At 73.0% G+C, this 16677-nt stretch carries 11 protein-coding genes; 7 read left to right on the top strand and 4 right to left on the bottom strand.

What is annotated here, in order from left to right; all coding sequences use genetic code 11:
- Positions 1-632 precede the first annotated feature (632 nt).
- The 3 genes from Apa02nite_RS43380 to Apa02nite_RS43390 form a co-directional block, all read right to left on the bottom strand.
- Positions 633-1472: an ATP-grasp domain-containing protein gene (locus tag Apa02nite_RS43380; RefSeq protein ID WP_203830313.1), complete on the bottom strand. Its 840-nt coding sequence runs from the start codon at positions 1470-1472 to the stop codon at positions 633-635.
- Positions 1473-1630: 158 nt separating this feature from the next.
- The gene (locus tag Apa02nite_RS43385) at positions 1631-3553 is read right to left on the bottom strand and encodes a putative bifunctional diguanylate cyclase/phosphodiesterase (protein WP_203830314.1); all 1923 of its coding nucleotides are present in this window, start codon (positions 3551-3553) and stop codon (positions 1631-1633) included.
- Positions 3553-8397: a diguanylate cyclase gene (locus Apa02nite_RS43390; RefSeq protein WP_203830315.1), complete on the bottom strand. Its 4845-nt coding sequence runs from the start codon at positions 8395-8397 to the stop codon at positions 3553-3555. Before Apa02nite_RS43390 ends, Apa02nite_RS43385 begins: the two co-directional genes overlap by 1 nt.
- Positions 8398-8601: 204 nt before the next feature.
- On the opposite strand from Apa02nite_RS43390, the gene Apa02nite_RS43395 reads away from it, so the two are divergent.
- From Apa02nite_RS43395 to Apa02nite_RS43420, 6 genes are all read left to right on the top strand, one after another.
- Complete coding sequence (locus tag Apa02nite_RS43395) at positions 8602-9582, top strand: efflux RND transporter periplasmic adaptor subunit (RefSeq protein ID WP_239164965.1); 981 nt, start codon at positions 8602-8604, stop codon at positions 9580-9582.
- Positions 9579-10271: an ABC transporter ATP-binding protein gene (locus Apa02nite_RS43400; protein ID WP_067698457.1), complete on the top strand. Its 693-nt coding sequence runs from the start codon at positions 9579-9581 to the stop codon at positions 10269-10271. Before Apa02nite_RS43395 ends, Apa02nite_RS43400 begins: the two co-directional genes overlap by 4 nt.
- Positions 10268-11560 (top strand): ABC transporter permease, encoded by a 1293-nt coding sequence (locus Apa02nite_RS43405; RefSeq protein WP_203830316.1) that lies wholly within the window; start codon positions 10268-10270, stop codon positions 11558-11560. Before Apa02nite_RS43400 ends, Apa02nite_RS43405 begins: the two co-directional genes overlap by 4 nt.
- Positions 11561-11569: 9 nt before the next feature.
- Positions 11570-12475 carry an STM4015 family protein gene (locus tag Apa02nite_RS43410; RefSeq protein WP_203830317.1) on the top strand — a complete coding sequence of 302 codons (906 nt, stop codon included), beginning with the start codon at positions 11570-11572 and terminating at the stop codon, positions 12473-12475.
- Positions 12476-12521: 46 nt separating this feature from the next.
- The gene (locus tag Apa02nite_RS43415; protein WP_239164966.1) at positions 12522-13286 is read left to right on the top strand and encodes an SIMPL domain-containing protein; all 765 of its coding nucleotides are present in this window, start codon (positions 12522-12524) and stop codon (positions 13284-13286) included.
- A 241-nt stretch (positions 13287-13527) separates the two neighbouring features.
- Positions 13528-14031 (top strand): helix-turn-helix domain-containing protein, encoded by a 504-nt coding sequence (locus tag Apa02nite_RS43420; protein WP_203830319.1) that lies wholly within the window; start codon positions 13528-13530, stop codon positions 14029-14031.
- Positions 14032-14055: 24 nt separating this feature from the next.
- Here Apa02nite_RS43420 and Apa02nite_RS43425 read toward each other — a convergent pair whose 3' ends face one another.
- Positions 14056-15522 (bottom strand): SMI1/KNR4 family protein, encoded by a 1467-nt coding sequence (locus Apa02nite_RS43425; RefSeq protein ID WP_203830320.1) that lies wholly within the window; start codon positions 15520-15522, stop codon positions 14056-14058.
- Positions 15523-15599: 77 nt separating this feature from the next.
- On the opposite strand from Apa02nite_RS43425, the gene Apa02nite_RS43430 reads away from it, so the two are divergent.
- Positions 15600-16292, top strand: coding sequence for a hypothetical protein (locus Apa02nite_RS43430; protein ID WP_203830321.1), 693 nt, complete (start codon positions 15600-15602; stop codon positions 16290-16292).
- The last annotated feature ends 385 nt before the right edge of the window (positions 16293-16677 follow it).

Raw genomic sequence — 16677 nt, forward strand, 5'->3', positions numbered from 1 at the left:
GAGGCACCCCTGAGGGCCAGCCGAGTCTGGTGCCGCGTCGCGGTCCGGTGCGGGTATCGCGCTGCGGGGTGAGTGCGGCGGTGCCGTGCCGCCCGTTTGTTCGGGTCGCGGCTGGTTTTCCGGGGTGTCTCGGGGGCGGTGAGGCACCTCTGGGAGCCAGCCGGGGCCGGGAGGTGCGCTGGGGTCTGGGGTGGGCGCGGCTTTTTGCGGGGAATGCCACAGTTCTCGGTGCTGACTGGTGCTCGGGGGTGTCTCACCGCTTCGCGTTCCGCGCGGCTGGTGCTGGTGGCTGTGTCCGGGCGGTTGAGGCGGCCGTCAGCGCCAGCCGGAGCCCGGCGGCTGGCGATGACGGCCGTGTTGGAGGGGCTGAGGGGGCCGTCAGTGCCAGCCGCCGGGCTCCGGCTGGCTGTTGGGGCGGTAGGAGCACGCGTGCGGCCGGGTTGGGGGCGGCAGCGGGCCGCAATCCGGTTGTGCGTGCGGTTGCCGCCCGCGTGGGGGCGGTAAAAGGCCGCAGTCTCGTAACGCGGACGGGCACCGCCCCTGCGAGCGGGCATCGGCATCGGGACCGGCATCGGCATCGGGACCGGCATCGGGACGGGATCGGGACCGGCGGCGGCAGCGGCGGGGTGGGGTTAGTGGAGGGTGGCTAACAAGGTGGGGGCGGGGGTGGTTCGGGGGCGGTCGCTGACCTGGGCGTCGCCGATTTCGATGAGGCGCCAGCGGCCGTCGGTGTGGCGGATCAGGTCGGCGGTGGTGAACGGGAGGGACAGCGTTCGCATCAGGGGTTCCAGCGGGGTGAGGTCGAGGTCCGGGGGTGGGAGGTCGTCGGGGGTGTCCGGGTGGGCGGTGATCAGGCGGCAGGTGCCGTGGGTCCACCAGGTGCGGACCTCGGGGCCGGTGAAGTGTTCGAAGCGGCGCAGGACGAAGCCGCCGGTGAACTCGTCGTCGCGCAGTTCACGGAAGCGGCTCGCCACCCGCCAGGCGGCGTCCGGGTCGGCGACGTCCGGGATGTAGGCGGCCTCGTGCCAGTGGTGCTTCATCGACTTGGAGTAGTCGCGCAGCACCGCCGGTCCCCGGCCGAGAGTGGCGCAGGCCGTGGTGAAGTCCGCACGGGCGTCGCCGGTGGTCCAGACCGACTCCGGGGTGTGCGCCTCGGCGGCCCGGTACCAGCCGGGCAGTTCGTGCGCCTGCCGGTACTGGTCCGCATGGGTACGCAGGGTCACATCGCGGCGGGACAGGGCGTCCGCGAGGGCGGTGTACCGGTCGGCGTGCAGCATCCAGCCGCGGTAGACCGCGTCGGCTCCGGGCGGGACCCGGGACACCGCGTGGTCGCCCGGCCCGCCGCGGGACAGGGCGTCGTGGTCGATGACCGCGACCTCGATGCCGGACTCGCGGGCCGCGGCCACCTCGTCGGCGAAATGCTCGTCGGGCCGGCGCGGCCGTACCACGTCCCCAGGAACCAGCAACATCATCCCGCGAGGTTATCCCCGCGCCACCCGCCGCTCGACGCGATCTTGGCGAGTGTGAGCTGACATAGGGGCGCGGCACCCGGGCGCGAGGTGGCGGCGCAGCGGTGGCCGGGCAGCGCAGTGGCAAGGCGGTGGCCGCAGCCGGGCGGCGGGCAGTGGGGTCAGCTGGTGGTCAGGGGGAGGGGGCGGCGGGTCAGGGAGACCTCGTCGGCGGGGAGCGGGCGGGCGAAGAAGTAGCCCTGGGCCGTGTCGCAGTCGAGCTGGCTCAAGGCTTCCGCGGTCGGTGCGTCCTCCACGCCCTCGGCCACGACCGTCAGGCCCAGGTTGTGGGCCAGGTCGACGGCGGAGGCGACCAGGGCGCGGCTGCTCGGGTCGGCGACCATGTCGGCGACGAAGGAGCGATCGATCTTCAGCTCGTCGACCGGGAGGAGTTTCAGGTACGCCAGGGACGAGTACCCGGTGCCGAAGTCGTCGATCGAGGTCTTCACGCCGAGGGCGCGGATCTGGTGCAGGGCCGCGATCGTGGTGGCCGGGTCGGACATCACGGTGTACTCGGTGATCTCGACGCAGAGCATGTCACCGGGTACGCCACTGGAGTCCAGGAGCGCGGCCAGCCGCCCGGGAAAGGTCTCGTCGAGCAGGCTGCGGGTGGAGACGTTCACCGCGACCGGGACCCGGTGGCCGGCGTCCAGCCAGACCCGGGCCTGGCGCAGGGCGATGGTCAGCACCCGCTCGGTGAAGCGGTGGATCAGGCTGGTGGTCTCCAGCACCGGGACGAACTGCCCGGGTGACACCGGCCCCTTCACCGGGTGGTGCCAGCGGGCCAGGGCCTCCACCCCGGCGACCGAGCCGTCGGTCAACCGGATCTTGGCCTGGTAGTGCAGGGTGAACTGGTCGGCGTCGTCGAGGCCGCGGCGCAGGTCGCCGAGCAGGCTCAGCCGGGCGGTGCTGTCCTGGCCGGTGTGCGGGCTGAAGTGCCGGAACCCGTCGTGCTGCTGTTTCGCCTCGTGCATCGCGGTGTCGGCGTGCCCGAGCAGGGTGCTGACGTCGTCGTCCGGCGCCGCGGTCGCGGCGCCGATGCTGATCTCCAGGTCGACGGTGATGTCGTCGAGGTGGAACGGCTGGTCGAACGCCTCCCGGAGCCGTTCGGCGACGATCTCGGCGCGGCCCGGGTCGGTGTCGCGCAGCAGGATGGCGAACTCGTCGCCACCGATCCGGGCGACCAGGTCGGTCTCCCGGACCGCGGCGGACATCCGCCAGCCGGCCTCGGCCAGCAACCGGTCGCCGATGTTCGGGCCGAGCTGGTCGTTGACGTGCCGGAACCCGTCGATGTTGACGGTCAGCACGGTCAGGCCGGGCGCGTCGCGGACCGCCACGGCGGCGATCGCCTTCTGGGTGTGCAGGGTGAACGCGGCCCGGTTCGGCAGGCCGGTGAGCGTGTCGGTGGCGGCCATCGTCTCGACCCGGCGGCGGTGGGCGCGGACGGTCCAGCCGAACAGCGCGAGCATCACCAGCGTGAGCCCGAAACTGATCAGGCTGGCCCAGAGCAGCCGGTCCGACTCGTACTGGGCCATCGTGACGTGTCGTTCGTACCGTGTCTGGTGTTGATCTCGCAGCTCCTGCAGACGCGCCATGTTGCGGCGGTAACTGGGCACGATGTCGGTCTCGAGGGCGGTCAGGGCCTTGGCGTGCTCGCGGCGGTCGAGCAGGGCGATGTACCAGAGGATCGAGCCGCGCAAGTTGATCTGCCGCTGGGCGAGGTTGCCGGCCTCGGCCCGGTCCTCGGTCTCCCAGTCCATCCGGGAGATGACCATGGTGGCCTGGTAGGCCTGCTCGTCGACGGCGAGCAGCTGCTGGCGTTCCAGGCCCTGCGGGTCGTTCGCGGTCGCCTCGATCAGCGCCATCTCCCGGGCCGACAGGTACGCGGCCCGCTCGTACGCCGCCACCTGGTCACCGGCCCGGATGATGTCGTTGACGATGGCGCCGTGCCGGCGGCTCTCCAGCACGGCCGAGCCGGACAGCAGCGCGAGCATCGTCACCAGCGCGCCGACCATCACCCGCCGCGCTCCGGGCCGCATCCGCATCAGCCACCCACTACCCGGTTGCGGCCGGCGCGCTTCGCCTCGTAGAGCGCCTCGTCGGCCATCTTGGTGAGCTGGTCCGGCCCGGCGGAGGTGGCCGGGTTCGCCGAGGTGACACCGATGCTGATGGTGACGATCCCGGTGTCGGCGAGCGGATGCGGCTCGCGCATCCGGGCCACCGCCTTGCACGCGCGTTCCGCGACGACCAGGGCGTTCTCGGTGTTGGCGCCCGGCATCACGATGCAGAACTCCTCACCGCCGTACCGGGCGACCAGGTCGGTGACCCGGACGCTGTCGCGCAGTGCCTCGGCGACCAGCCGCAGGGTGTTGTCGCCGCCCTGGTGGCCGTAGTGGTCGTTGTACTTCTTGAAGCTGTCGATGTCGACCATCGCGACACCGATCGGCTCGTTGGACCGCACCGAGCGCAGCCACTCCGCGTCGAGGAACGTGTTCAGCTTGCGCCGGTTCGGCAGCCCGGTCAGCGGGTCGGTCACGGTGAGCACCTCGAGGCGGCGGTTCGCCTCGTTCAGCTCCTCGGTACGTTCCGCGACCTTGCGCTCCAGTGACGCGTACACCTGGGCGTTCTCCAGCGAGACGGTGAGCTGCCCGGCGATCAGCTGGACGGCGTCGAGCCGGCCGGCCGAGAACGCCCGCCGGGTCAGCCGGTTCTCCAGCAGCAGCATGGCCCGCGGCTGGCCCTGGCTGAGCACCGGCACCACCAGCAGCGAGCAGTGCTCCAGCCCGGCGAAGTACGGGTCGCGCCCGACCCGCCCGTCCAGCGACACGTCGTCGACGAGCAGCGGTTCCCGGGTGCGTTCGGCGTACCGGACCGCGGTCAGCGGCAGCAGGCCCTGCCGGGCCGCGTCGGCGACCGGCAGCCGCGGTTCCGGCAGCATCCAGCCGCCGGCGGCGGTGTCCCAGAGCACCACGTGCACGGTGGTCGCCCCGGTCATCGCCTTGAGCACGTCCTGCACCTTGCGCCGCAGCCGGTTCAGGTCGGTCTCCGAGCTGAGCACCCGGGCCGCCTCGAGCACCGCCATCAGGTCGATCACCTCGGTGGACAGGTTGATGCTGTGCGCGCCGTTGAGCGTGGTGGTGCGCGGCCCGGCGGTGGTGCCGAGCGCCGAGCCGAGCGACGGGTACGACCGCTTCAGCTGGTGCACCTTGCCGGTCGCGCCCCACCGCGTGTAACCCTGCAACGCCTCGGCGAGCAGCCGGGCGCCGACGTGCTCGAAGCCCTGCGCGAGGTAGAACAGCGCGGCCCGTTCGGTGATCAGCGGCGAGTGCCAGGACCGTCCGGCGGTCGCGGCGTCCGACATCGCGGAGTCGTACGCGCGGGCCGCGGTGATGAAGTCGCCGTGCGCGGCGGCCCGGGTGGCCTCCACGAACCGGTGCAGGTGCCGGAAGTTGCCCGGCTGGTCGGCGGCCCGGGCGGCCAGGAAGTCCCGGCTGCGGTCCAGGTCGGCGAGTGCCTCGTCGCGGTCCGCGCCGGTGGTGAGCCCGGCCCGGATCGCGGCGCCGAGCGCGGCCATCACGTGCGCCGGCGCGTGCAGGTAGACGCCCGGGATGGTGTGCAGCAGCCGGATCGCCCGGGCACTGTGCCGGGCCATGGTCTCGTCGTCGCCGAAGATCCCGGCGGACAGCGCCTGCGCCGCGGCGAAGAACGCGCTGGCCGCGTCGTTGCCGGTCAGCGCGGGGAACTCGCCGAGCGAGCCGTCCGCACCGGTCTCGCCGCGCAGCGCCCGGACCAGGCGCCCGCCGACGACGAACATCGACGCCTCGTACTCCGCGCCGATCCGGGCCGCGAACGCCTCGGCGGCCTGCGCCTCCTTGGCGAAGGCGGCCAGGTTCGGCGCGCTGCCCAGCACCTGCGGCACCGACGCGTAGAACGTGTAGAACGCGCTGCGCAGGTCGCCGCCGCGCAGCAGCCCGTCCCGGGCCTGGTGTGCCAGCCGCACCCCGTTCTCCAGCGGCTCGAACCACGGCACCCCGGCGAGCGCGTGCAGCGACTTGGCCTGCGACACCTCCGGCTCGTAGCCGTGCGCCTCGCCGATCCGGATGATCGCCTGGAGCGCCCGGTAGGCGTCCCGGCGCTCGCCGCCGCCGGCGATGGTGAGGATGCCGATGTTGCTGAGCGAGCCGACCAGCGGCGCGCACACGCCGTGCCCGGCCCACATCTGCGCGGCCTCGGCGACCAGCCAGGCCAGCACCTGGTGGTCGGCGAAGAACGCGGCCGGGGACAGCCGGTTGAGCAGCTGGGCGATCGCGAGTTGATCCGGAGCGGTCAGCTCCGGGACGTCCGGGCGGTCGCCGGCGGTGGCCAGCCAGCGGTAGAACGCGGCCAGTCCGGCGCCGACCCGCGGGCCGATCGCGTCCGGGCCGGGCACCTCGACGCCGAGGCGGCGCAGCTGGTCCAGGCCCAGCGACAGGGCCTCGGGCAGCATCCGACGGGTGGTCAGGGTGCCGATCTGCTCGGTGACCGGCCCGGTCAGCCACACCGGGTCGTGGTCGCCGGCGGCCAGGTCGGCGAATACCCGGTCGGCCTCGTCGTACCGGCCGAGCCCGCACAGGGCCGCGTGCCACTCCGCGTACGTACCGTCGTACTCTGCATGGTTTTTTTCGGTCAGCCGCAGCGCGGCCGCGAGATGGACCTCGACCCCCGCATGGTTGGCGACGAGCCGCGCGGCCGCTGCGGCCCGGCGCAGCAGCGCGGCAGCGGTCGCTTTTTCTTCCGGAAAAGCGATGTCCGGTACGACCAGAGCGTCGATCGCGGCGAGGTACTGCGGAGCGGCGGCGGCCCTGTGCACCGGGTCGGCCGCGAGCCGCCGCGCCAGGGTCAGGCTCAGCGCGGTGCGATCGTCGGGGGCCAACCGGCCGAAAGCGGCCTGGTGCACTCGGTCGTGCCGGAACCGGGCCGCCACCTCGTCGACCGACAGCAGCCCGTCGTCGACCGCCGGCCGCAGCGCCGCAGTGATCTCTTCCGGACTCTGCCCGGACGCCACCCGCAGCAGGTCCAGATCCACCTCGCCGCCGAGCCCGGCCATCGTGGTGACCAGGGCACGCGCCTCGTCCGGCAGCGCGCCGATCCGGGCGCCGAGCAGCGCCACCACGTCGCCGTGCCCGAGGGAGCGCCGCACCTCGGCCTCGTCCCAGCGCCAGGTCGCGCCGTCCGGCACCAGCGCGCCCTCGGAGCGCAGCGCGTTGAGCAGCTCGACGGTGTCGAACGGGTTCCCGCCGGTGCGCCCGGCGAGCACCGCGGCGAGCGGCGCGGCGTCGGTAACCGGCAGCCGCAGCATCCCGGCGACCAGCAGCGGCAGGTCGTCCGGGCCGAGGTTGTCCAGGCGGATCTCGCCGGCCGGCCCGTGATCGTGGTGCAGCCGGACCAGCAGCGCGGAGAGCGGATGGGCCTCGTCGATCGCCTCCTCCCGGTACGCGCCGAGCACCAGCAGGCCGGGCAGGTCGGTCTGGTCGAGCACGTCGTCGAGGAACCGGAACGCGGCGCCGGCCGCCCACTGCAGGTCGTCGAGGAAGAAGACCACCGGGCTGTCGCTGCGGGCCACGGTACGCAGCACGGCGAGCACGGCCAGCCGGAGCCGGGCGAACACCGCCCGCGGATCGTCGCCGGCCGGTGGCTCGGGCTCGGCGCCGAGCAGCGCCCGGAACGGCGGCATCATTGCGCTGACCAGGCCGGTGTTCGGGCCGAGCGCGGCGCGCAGCTGCTCGCGCAGCTCGGCGACCACCTCGTCGGACTCGGCCAGCAGCTGGCTGCCGAGCATGTCGAAGGCCTCGCGGACGGCGTCGCCGCCGATGTCGTGGCGGAACTGGTCGAACTTGCCGGAGACGAACCGGCCGCCGGCCGCCGTGACGGCCGGGCGCAACCGGTCGACCAGGCTGGTCTTGCCGACCCCGGACGGGCCGGTGATCATGGCGAGCACGCTGCGTCCGGCGGTGGCCTCGGCGAGCAGGGTGTGCAGCGCGGCGAGCGGCTCGGCCCGCCCGATCAGCTGGGCCGGCGGGGTCAGGCGCAGCGGGAAGTCCCGGGCGCCGAGCGGGAACACCGGCTCCTCGCGGAGCAGGGCGAGGTCGTACGCCAGGCCCTCCCCGCTCTGGTAGCGCTGGTCCGGTTCCTTGCGCAGCAGCCGCATGACGATCGCCGACAGGGTGGCCGGGATCTGCGGGTTGACCTCGGCCGGCGGCGTGGGCACCGTGGCCAGGTGGTCGTGGATCAGGCTCAGCGGGTCCCGGTCCCGGCCGAACGGCGGTGCGCCGGTGGCCAGCTCGTACAGGGTCGCGCCGAGGGCGTACAGGTCGGCGCGGTGGTCGACCGGGCGGCCGGTGCGGCCGGTCTGCTCCGGGGCCAGGTACGGCAGGGTGCCGGCCAGCGCGCCCTCGGGCACCGGGGTGGCCCGGTCCTGGACGGCCAGGGTGGCCAGCTCGAAGTCGATCAGGGTGGGCGCGCCGCCGTCCGTGGCGACCAGCACGTTCGCCGGGCTGACGTCGCGGTGGATCACCCCGTGCCGGTGGATCGCGGCGAGCACCTCGGCCAGGCCGTGCGCCACGTCGATCAGCGCGCGGCCGGCCCACGGCTTGGGTAGCTCGGCGAGCGTCCGGGCCGGTGTGTCGCGCAGGGTGAGCACCTCGGTGGAGTCCTGCGTCCCGGCCAGCCGGGGTATGCCGATCACCCCGTCCAGGCGGCGCAGCACCGCCAGCTCGTTGCGCAGGCGTTCGGCCGCGCCCGGCCCGAGCGGCTGTTTGCGGATCACCCACGCGCCGTCGTTGTCGCGGACCCGGGCCACGCGGGTGCGCTCGCTGTCGTACAGCAGTTCTTCGAGCTGGTCAGACCTCACTCCCTGTCCATCGGCACGCAACGGGTGAGCTGTGAGGATTCAGCCACATTTCCGGCGGTGCTCAGGTCGTACCAAATCGGGGTCTTGATCTCCAAGCCGGGGGCGGAGCGGTCTTGCGCCGATCCGGTACCCTTCGCCGCGCTACTTACGACATTGACGACGGGGGATCCGGTGGTAACGAGCAGGCCTGTCCGGCTGGGAGTGGTGTTACTGGGATTCGCCCTGGTCGGGGGTCCGCTGGCCGGGTGTTCGTCGGCGGACGAGACCACCGCGACGCCCGGGCTCGCCGAGCGCGGCACGGTGCTGACCACGGTCCAGCCGACCCGGCAGGACCTCAGCAACAAGATCAGTCTGGCCGGCAAGGTGACCATCAACCCGATCTACGGGATCGTCGCGCCCACCGACGGTGAGCTGCGCTTCGTCGACCGCACCCCGTCGAAGGTGCCGGCGAGCCTGCCGATCTGGGTGGCCAGCGTCTGGCACGACGGCTTCCCGCGGCGGGTGGAGATCCCGCAGGGGTCGATCTTCGCGGGCCGGCTGATGGACGACCGCTCCGACGTGGCCAAGGGCATGCCGGTGGTCTCCGCGCAGCACTCCGGGTACGGGATCGTCGCGGAGATCGACAGCGCGCAGGCCTACCGGATCTCCAGCGCGGTCAAGCAGGTCCGGGCGCAGATCAAAAACGGTCCCGGGCCGTTCTCGTGCAAGGCGCTCGGCACCATCGCGGCGCTGCCGGTCGGCACCATCCCGGAACCGGCCGTGACCACCACGGCGCCCAAGACGGATTCGTCGGCGGGCGTGCCCCCGACCAACCCGGGCAGCGAGGGCGGCAGCGGCAGTTCCGGCGGCTCCGAGCCGACCGGGATGCGGCTGGTCTGCGTGCCCCCGGCCAGCGTCAAGCTGATCAACGGCGCCGACGTGACCCTCGAAGTGATCACCGACAAGGCGTCGAAGGTGCTGGTCCTGCCGGTCGAGGCGGTCGCCGGCACGCAGGGCAAGGGCAAGGTGGACGTGGTCACCGGGGAGAACCACACCCGCAAGACCGTCGACGTGGTGCTCGGGCTCTCCGACGGCAAGGTCGTCGAGATCAAGAAGGGGCTCAAGGGCGACGAGACCGTGGCGATTCCCGGCCCCAACCTGCCCACCGCCGCCGCACCGGCCGACGGCGGGGTGACCGGCGGATGACCGAGCTGATCGCGATGTCCGGCATCACCAAGGTGCTCAAGGGCCAGAAGGAGCCCCGCACCATCCTGGACGGCGTCGACCTGACCGTGCGGGCCGGCGAGAGCGTCGCCATCGTCGGCCGGTCCGGTTCCGGCAAGAGCACCCTGCTCAGCGTGCTCGGGCTGTTCGACCGGGCGGACTCCGGCACCTACGCCCTCGACGGCCGGGACATCAGCCGGCTGCCGGAACGGCACGCCGCGAAGCTGCGCAGCTCGCACTTCGGGTTCGTGTTCCAGCGGTTCTTCCTGCTCAAGCACCTGACCGCGGCGCAGAACGTGGCGATGGCCCTGATCAACGGCCAGGGCTGGCTGCCCCGCCGGGACCGCCGTGCCCGGGTGATGACCGCGCTCGAGCAGGTCGGCATCGCCCACCTGGCGAAGAACCGCCCCACCCGGATGTCCGGTGGTGAACAGCAGCGGGTGGCGATCGCCCGCGCCCTGGTCCGCGAGCCGCGGATCCTGCTCGCCGACGAGCCGACCGGCGCCCTGGACACCGAGACCGGCGCGCTGGTGATCGACGCGCTGCTGGAGGCGACCACCCGCGGGTGCGCGCTGATCCTGGTCACCCACGACCGGGACCACGCCGCCCGGATGGGCCGGATCCTCGACCTGAACACCGGCGTGCTCACCGAACGGATGGCCACGGTATGAAACGCCTCTCCGGCCGGCTCCGCTCGGCGTCGATCATCGGTTTGCAGGGCATCCGGGCCCGCAAACTGCGCACCTTCCTCTCCATGGTGAGCCTGTTCCTCGGCGTGCTCGCGGTGGTCGTGGTCCAGGCCGGCGCCGGCATCGCCGAACGGCTGCAGCTGTCCGACCTGGAACTGAGCTCCGGGATCGACGGCACCAAGGTCCTGTACGGCGTACCGTCCGGCGCCGCGGCCGGCCAGGCGGTGGTGGACACGGTCAAGGGCCGCACCGACGCCGTGGCGATGTTCGGCTTCAGCGCGATCATCGGTGAACCCGGCGTCCGGCCGATCAACGAGGGCGGCTCCCCGTTCGACCAGGACTGGGGCGGGGGCATGCAGGTCTGCGACAACAGCGGCAACTGCTACGACCCGAACGCCGGCGCGCCCGAGGGGCAGGCGATCGAGCTGCGGGTCTCGGCGCTGACCGGGGACGTGCGGGAGTTCCGGCCGTACCGGCCCAAGTCCGGGACCTGGCTCGACTTCGGCAGCCAGCCGATGATGGCCCCGCGACTCGTGCTCAACGAGGAGGCGGCCAAGGGCTTCGAGCGTTATCAGGTGCCCGCCGAGATGCGGATCGCCGGCGCCACCGCCAACCTGACCCCGCAGATCGTGGGCGTGGTCAAGGACGGTGACCAGTCGCCGCACGCGTACGTCCGGCTCGACGAACTGTCCACCTGGCTGCCGATGGCCCGGATGAGCGACCCGAACTCCGCGGTCGACACGCAGGTGCTGCTGGCCGGCTCCACCCCGGTGGAACAGGTGCTGATCACCAAGCTGAAGGCGCTCGGCGCGGAGGGCATCGCCGCCGAGACGATCAACTCGCGCAAGGACATGAAGGACGAGCTGAACCTGCTCCGCCTGATCTTCCTGGCGATGGCCAGCCTGGTGCTGATCATCGGCGCGGCCGGGGTGCTGAACGTCGGCCTGGCCACGGTGGGGGAGCGGGTCGAGGAGTTCGCCCTGCGCCGGGCGGTGGGGACGCCACGGGCCGTGCTGGCCGGGATCGTGCTGGCCGAGACGTTGCTGACCGGGCTGCTGACCGCGGGGCTGGCGATCGGGTTGAGCGTGGCCGGGCTCAAGGTGTTGACGGTGGTGGTGGGGCCGTCGCAGCCGTTCCTGCAAGGGGTGGAGTTCCCCTGGTCGGCGGGCGTCTCCGGGATCGTGGCGGGGCTGGTGGCGGGGGTGCTGGGCGGTTTCATCCCGGCGATCCGGGCAGCGGGAATCCCGATCGCGACGGTGATGCGCGCCTAAGATCGGCGCGTGGGCGTGAACGATTTCCTGCCGACGTTCGCCGGGCTGCCGGTCGTCCGGGTGGACGAGGAACTCGACGAGGATCTGCCGGCAGTGGCCTGGTGGATGACCGTCGAGGGGGAGAGCGACACGTTCGCGTCGGTCTTCGAGCAGATGATGGAGCGCGCCGGGCCGACCGGCCCGGCCGCTTTGATCATCGGGGACTGGGGCGTCGCGTACCAGGAACCGTTCCCGGTCGACGAACTGGTCGGTCACGCCGACCGGCTCGGCGAGCTGGGCGCGCTGTTCATCGGCGAGATGTCGAGCGAGGACTGTGAGATCTCGTGGATCCAGCACGGTGACATCACCCCGCTGCTGGAGGCGTTGCCCGGCCTGCAACACCTGTGGATCCGGGGCTCGGCCGGCCTCGAGCTGACACCGGTACGCCACGAGAACCTGCACGAGCTGGTCGTGCAGTCCGGCGGCCTACCCGGCTCGGTGGTGCGGGCGATCACCGCCTGCGACCTGCCCCACCTCGAGGAAATCGAGCTGTGGCTGGGCGTGGAACGCTACGGCGGCGACACCACCGTCGAGGACCTGGCGCCGATCCTGTCCGGCCGGGCGCTGCCCGCGCTCAGCTGGCTCGGCCTGCGCAACGCCGAGTACGCCGACGAGATCGCCGCCGCGGTGGCGGAGGCACCGGTGGTCGCCCAGCTCCGGGTGCTCGACCTCTCGTGGGGCACGCTCGGTGACGACGGCGCCGCGGCGCTGCTGGCCGGCCAGTCCCTGACCCATCTGGAGTACCTGAACCTGAGTCACCACTTCATGTCGCCGTTCGCGGCGCGACGGTTCGTCGACGAGCTGCCGGACGTGCTCGTCGATGTGTCGGACGACCAGATGGAGGAGGACGGCCGCTTCACCGCGGTCACCGAGTAGCCTTACCGCTGACATCTGTCCGAAATGTCAGTTTAAAGGCGGTAAAGTGAGTAAACTACGTATCGCGGCGCCCGCACTCGTCGTCCTGGCCACCCTCGCCGGTGTGCCGGCCTCGCCGCTCGGCGTCCGCCCGGCGTTCGCCGCGGACTCCCGCTCCGCGGACCAGCCCTGGGAGAGTGTGCTGGTCACCGGGCGGGGTGAGGCGGTCGGCACGCCCGACACGCTGACCACCGAATTCTCCGTGGAGACCAGCGCGGCCACCGTCGCCGAGGCGCTCAAGCGGGCCACCGCCGCCGCCACCCGGATGCGCGACGCCCTGCTGCACGCCAAGGTCGCCGCCGCCGATCTGCAGACCTCCACCGTCAGCATCGGTACCAGCCGGGACAAGAACGGCAAGATCACCGGCTACACGGTGACCCAGGGCCTGACCGCGAAGATCCGGAACCTGCCGCAGGCCGGCGCGCTGATGACCGCGACCATCGCCGCGGGTGGTGACGCCGCCCGGCTCAACGGAGCGTCGTTCGCGATCGAGAACGACACCGCGCTGCTCACCGCGGCCCGCACGAAGGCGTTCGCCGACGCCAAGGCAAAGGCGATGTTGTACGCCAAGGAAGCCGGCCGCCCGCTCGGCCGCGTCGTCAAGGTCAGCGAGTCGACCCCGGGATCCGGCTCCCCGATCGAACCGGACCGGATGATGTCGACGATGGCCGGCGCGGACGCCCCGATCCCGATCGAGCCGGGCCGCCAGCGCCTGACCGTCACCGTCACGGTGGAGTGGGTCCTCGACCCGGCAGTGGCAGCCCGCTCCTGAGTGGACCCGCCCGGTCGTCGACGGCACCCCGGGGGCGACTGTGTGGCACTGGACTCCCACCACCCTCCTGGTGGCCCGCCGGCGTTCCGCTCATCACCGGCGCGTCCTCGTCGAGCTGGTGGGGCTCGGGCCGGCGGCGGCGCGCAGCGCCCGGCCGATCGACGATCATCTCCGCCCGGACCGGCCCCCGCGGCAACGCCGGTGCCCGCGGATCGTGGCGGCGGGCGGGTAGCGTGAGGGCGTGGCTGCGGACGGCATCGAGGCGTATCAGAGCAGGGACGACCACATCGTCGCTGAGTTCGGCGACGGGCACGACGTGCAGGGCATCGCCGCGCGTTACGGCCTCACCGTGGCGCAGGTGTACGCGGTGGTCGAGCGCGAGGTGGGCCCGCCGGTCCCGGGATATCCGGGCCAGCCGCCCCAATACCCGCCGCCGGCCTATTACGCCCCGCCACCGGATCAGGGCTACTACCCGCCTGCTCCCACGCCGCAGTATCCGGCCCCGCAGTATCCGGTCCCGCCTGCTCCCGCGCCGCAGTATCCGGCCCCGCAGTACTACGCGCCGCCCCAGCCGTATTCCCCGCAGGCCTACGCCTATCCGCCGGCGCCGGACCTCCCGGACGAGGACGCGATCGTCGCCGCCTACGCCGACGGCCACGCCGTCGGCGACATCGCCCGCCGGCACGGCCTCACCACCGACCAGGTCTACCAGGTGGTCCAGCGAGTCATGTACGACAATCCGTGACCCTGGTCAGCGCCGGTGGCGTGATCATTCGATCGCCCAGTCCAGCCTCCCGTCCGCGGTGACCCGCGGACGGTAACGGCCGTCGAACGGCCTGCCGGTCTCCAACGCGTCCGCGGTCAACTCCAGCAGCTCGGCGACCGACGCCGGCCACCGCTCGAAGCTGGTACCGGACTCCGGGTCGCTTTCACCCACCCGCCCGTGACCGCCCGGCCGCTGGTCGACGATCAGGCTGCCGCCGGAGCCGTCCGCCGCGAACGGGACGAACTGCCGCTGCCACCAGTCGGCGGCCGGCACGGAGCATTTCACCGCCCAGTCACTGACGATGCCGGTGAGCGACTCGGGGGCGAAGAACGGCGGCAGCTCGAACCCGCTGACGCCGGTGGCACCGTCGTGCCGCCGGAGCGAGGCGACCAGGTCCGGCGGGAACGCCACCGACATCCGGCGCTGCACCTCGTCGATCCGGTCGGCGGGAGCTCCGGGCCGCAGGGCCTGCGCGGAGGCCGGCGCGTGGACGCCGAGCCACTTCTCGATCCGCTGCCAGGCCCGGTTCACCCTGATGGTCGCGGTGTCCGGCCGGGTCACGGCGACCCCGGCGGCATACTGCGGGCAGGTGGCCGAGGCCGCCGGCCGGGTCCGGGTCCGCGTCGGGACCGGAACCACTCCGATGTACGCCGAGAGCCGCGGAGCCGGCACCACCTCGAGCGACTCCCTGGTGTCGCCGCCACCGGCACCGGCCCACGCCATCCCGCACACCAGCAGCACCAGGACGGCGAACACCGCGAGCAGCGCCAGTACCACCTTGCGCCCGTCGACCGGCGGCCGTTGCGCCCGCAGCGCCGCCGCGTCCGGCCCGGGATCGGGCGCCGCCCGCAGCACCGGGTGGAACCACGCCGCCGCCCCGGCCAGGCCACCCGGCCGCTCAGCCGGAATCCGCCCGATCGGCGTGACCGGCAGCCCCGCCTCGGTGAAATCCGCAGCACCGGGATCGGCCCGCCCCGCCCCGGTGGCGTCCGCTGCAGCGGCACCAGGGGCCGACTGGCCTGCCCCGGCGGCACCGGGATCAGGGGCCGGTGGCACACCGATCGTGATGACCGATCCGGAGATCCCGTGGCCGGCCAGTGCTCCGAGGGCCAGCGCCACATGGTTCACCGAGTCCGGCCCGGGCCCGGTCACCACCAGCGCCGACCCGCCCACCGCCGCTGTCAGGTCGGCGAGGTGCCAGCCGTCCTCACCGATCGGCACCAGCATCCCGGCCGGCGCCGCCACCAGCACCATTCCGTAGGCCCGCCGGACCGCCAGCACCAACTCCCGCGCCCGGGCGAGGCTGAGCCGCCCGGCGTCGGTCAGTTCCAGCAGGCCCGCCGCGTGCGGCCGCACCGGGTCGTCCGCACCGACCACCACCCCGATGACCACGACCGCGACCGGAACCTCGGCGGCCGCCGCGACCGCCCCCGCCGCGATCCGCCAGTCGACGTCGGCCGAGGTGGCCATAATCATCCACAAGCGTCGACTCGGGTCCACGCCGCCACTGTAAACGCCGTCCACTATCGAGTGTGGGGAGCTCCGACATGACCTTCGAGGAAGCCGTCGAGGCTTTGCTGTTCCCCCGCCCCGGCAAGCCCCGCCCCGACAGCAGCATGGAACGCCTCCCCCCAACCGCCCCGGACCGCCTCATCCCGGCAGCCCCGGACCGCCTGGCTCCGGCGGCCCCGGGCCGCCTCATCCCGGCGGCCCCGGGCCGCCTCACCCCGGCCGGTCTGGAAGGCCCCTCCCTGGCCACCTATCACGCCGAGTTCCTGGACGACCCGGACCACGCCTACCTCGTCACCGTCGAGCGGGTGCCCCGCGTCCGCCTGCCGCTAACGAACCCGGTCCTCGCGGCCGAAACCCCCGACGGCGTCCGCGCACTGCTCACCGACGTCGCCATCGCCAACCACGTCGAGGTGACCCTGGACGCCGAGGACACCCCGGCGAGCCGTGCGGCGGTCACCGCCTGCCGCGCCGCGTTCGAGGCCTGGGCGACCGCACCCGACCGCGACCACTCACCGTCCTGGCCGGGCGAGACGCTCATGCACCTCCCGGTCACGGTCACCGACGATCTCGGCACGCCCTACCGCATGTCCTCCGGTCACGGCGGCGGCGACGGCGCCGAGTGGCGAGCCCACCACAAGTTCCTGCCCCGCCCACCCGCCGCCGCCCGCCACCTGACCGTCCATCTTCCGGCCGGCGCAACCACATTTCCGCTGCCCACAGCCCCCTGATCGCCCTTTCCGGCCCGCGCACGGAGCGCCCGCAGGCCGCGACCCCTGTCCCACGATGGCCGCGCGACGCACTCCCCCCGACCGCCCCGCGCCGCCACGTCGCGGCTGGCCCCCAGGGGTGCCTCCCAACCGTCGACACACCCCTGACCACCAGCCGGCCGTCCGGACTCGCGCCGCGTCCCGAGGGCGGCCTGACGCGGCGTGCCTGCCTGCCCCGGCCCCGCGCGCGGTGTGCGTCCCGCCGGCCGGCTGGTCCTCCGGGGTGCGTCCGGCTGCTCGAGGCACCCCCGAGAACCACCCGGCGCCCGGAGCTGTGCCGGGCCGGTGCTGAGGGCTGCTTCCGGGTTGTTGAGGGGGCCGCCAGCGCCAGCCGGCGGTCGCGCAA

Source organism: Actinoplanes palleronii, from assembly GCF_016862315.1.
In the GTDB taxonomy this organism is placed as follows: Bacteria; Actinomycetota; Actinomycetes; order Mycobacteriales; family Micromonosporaceae; genus Actinoplanes; species Actinoplanes palleronii.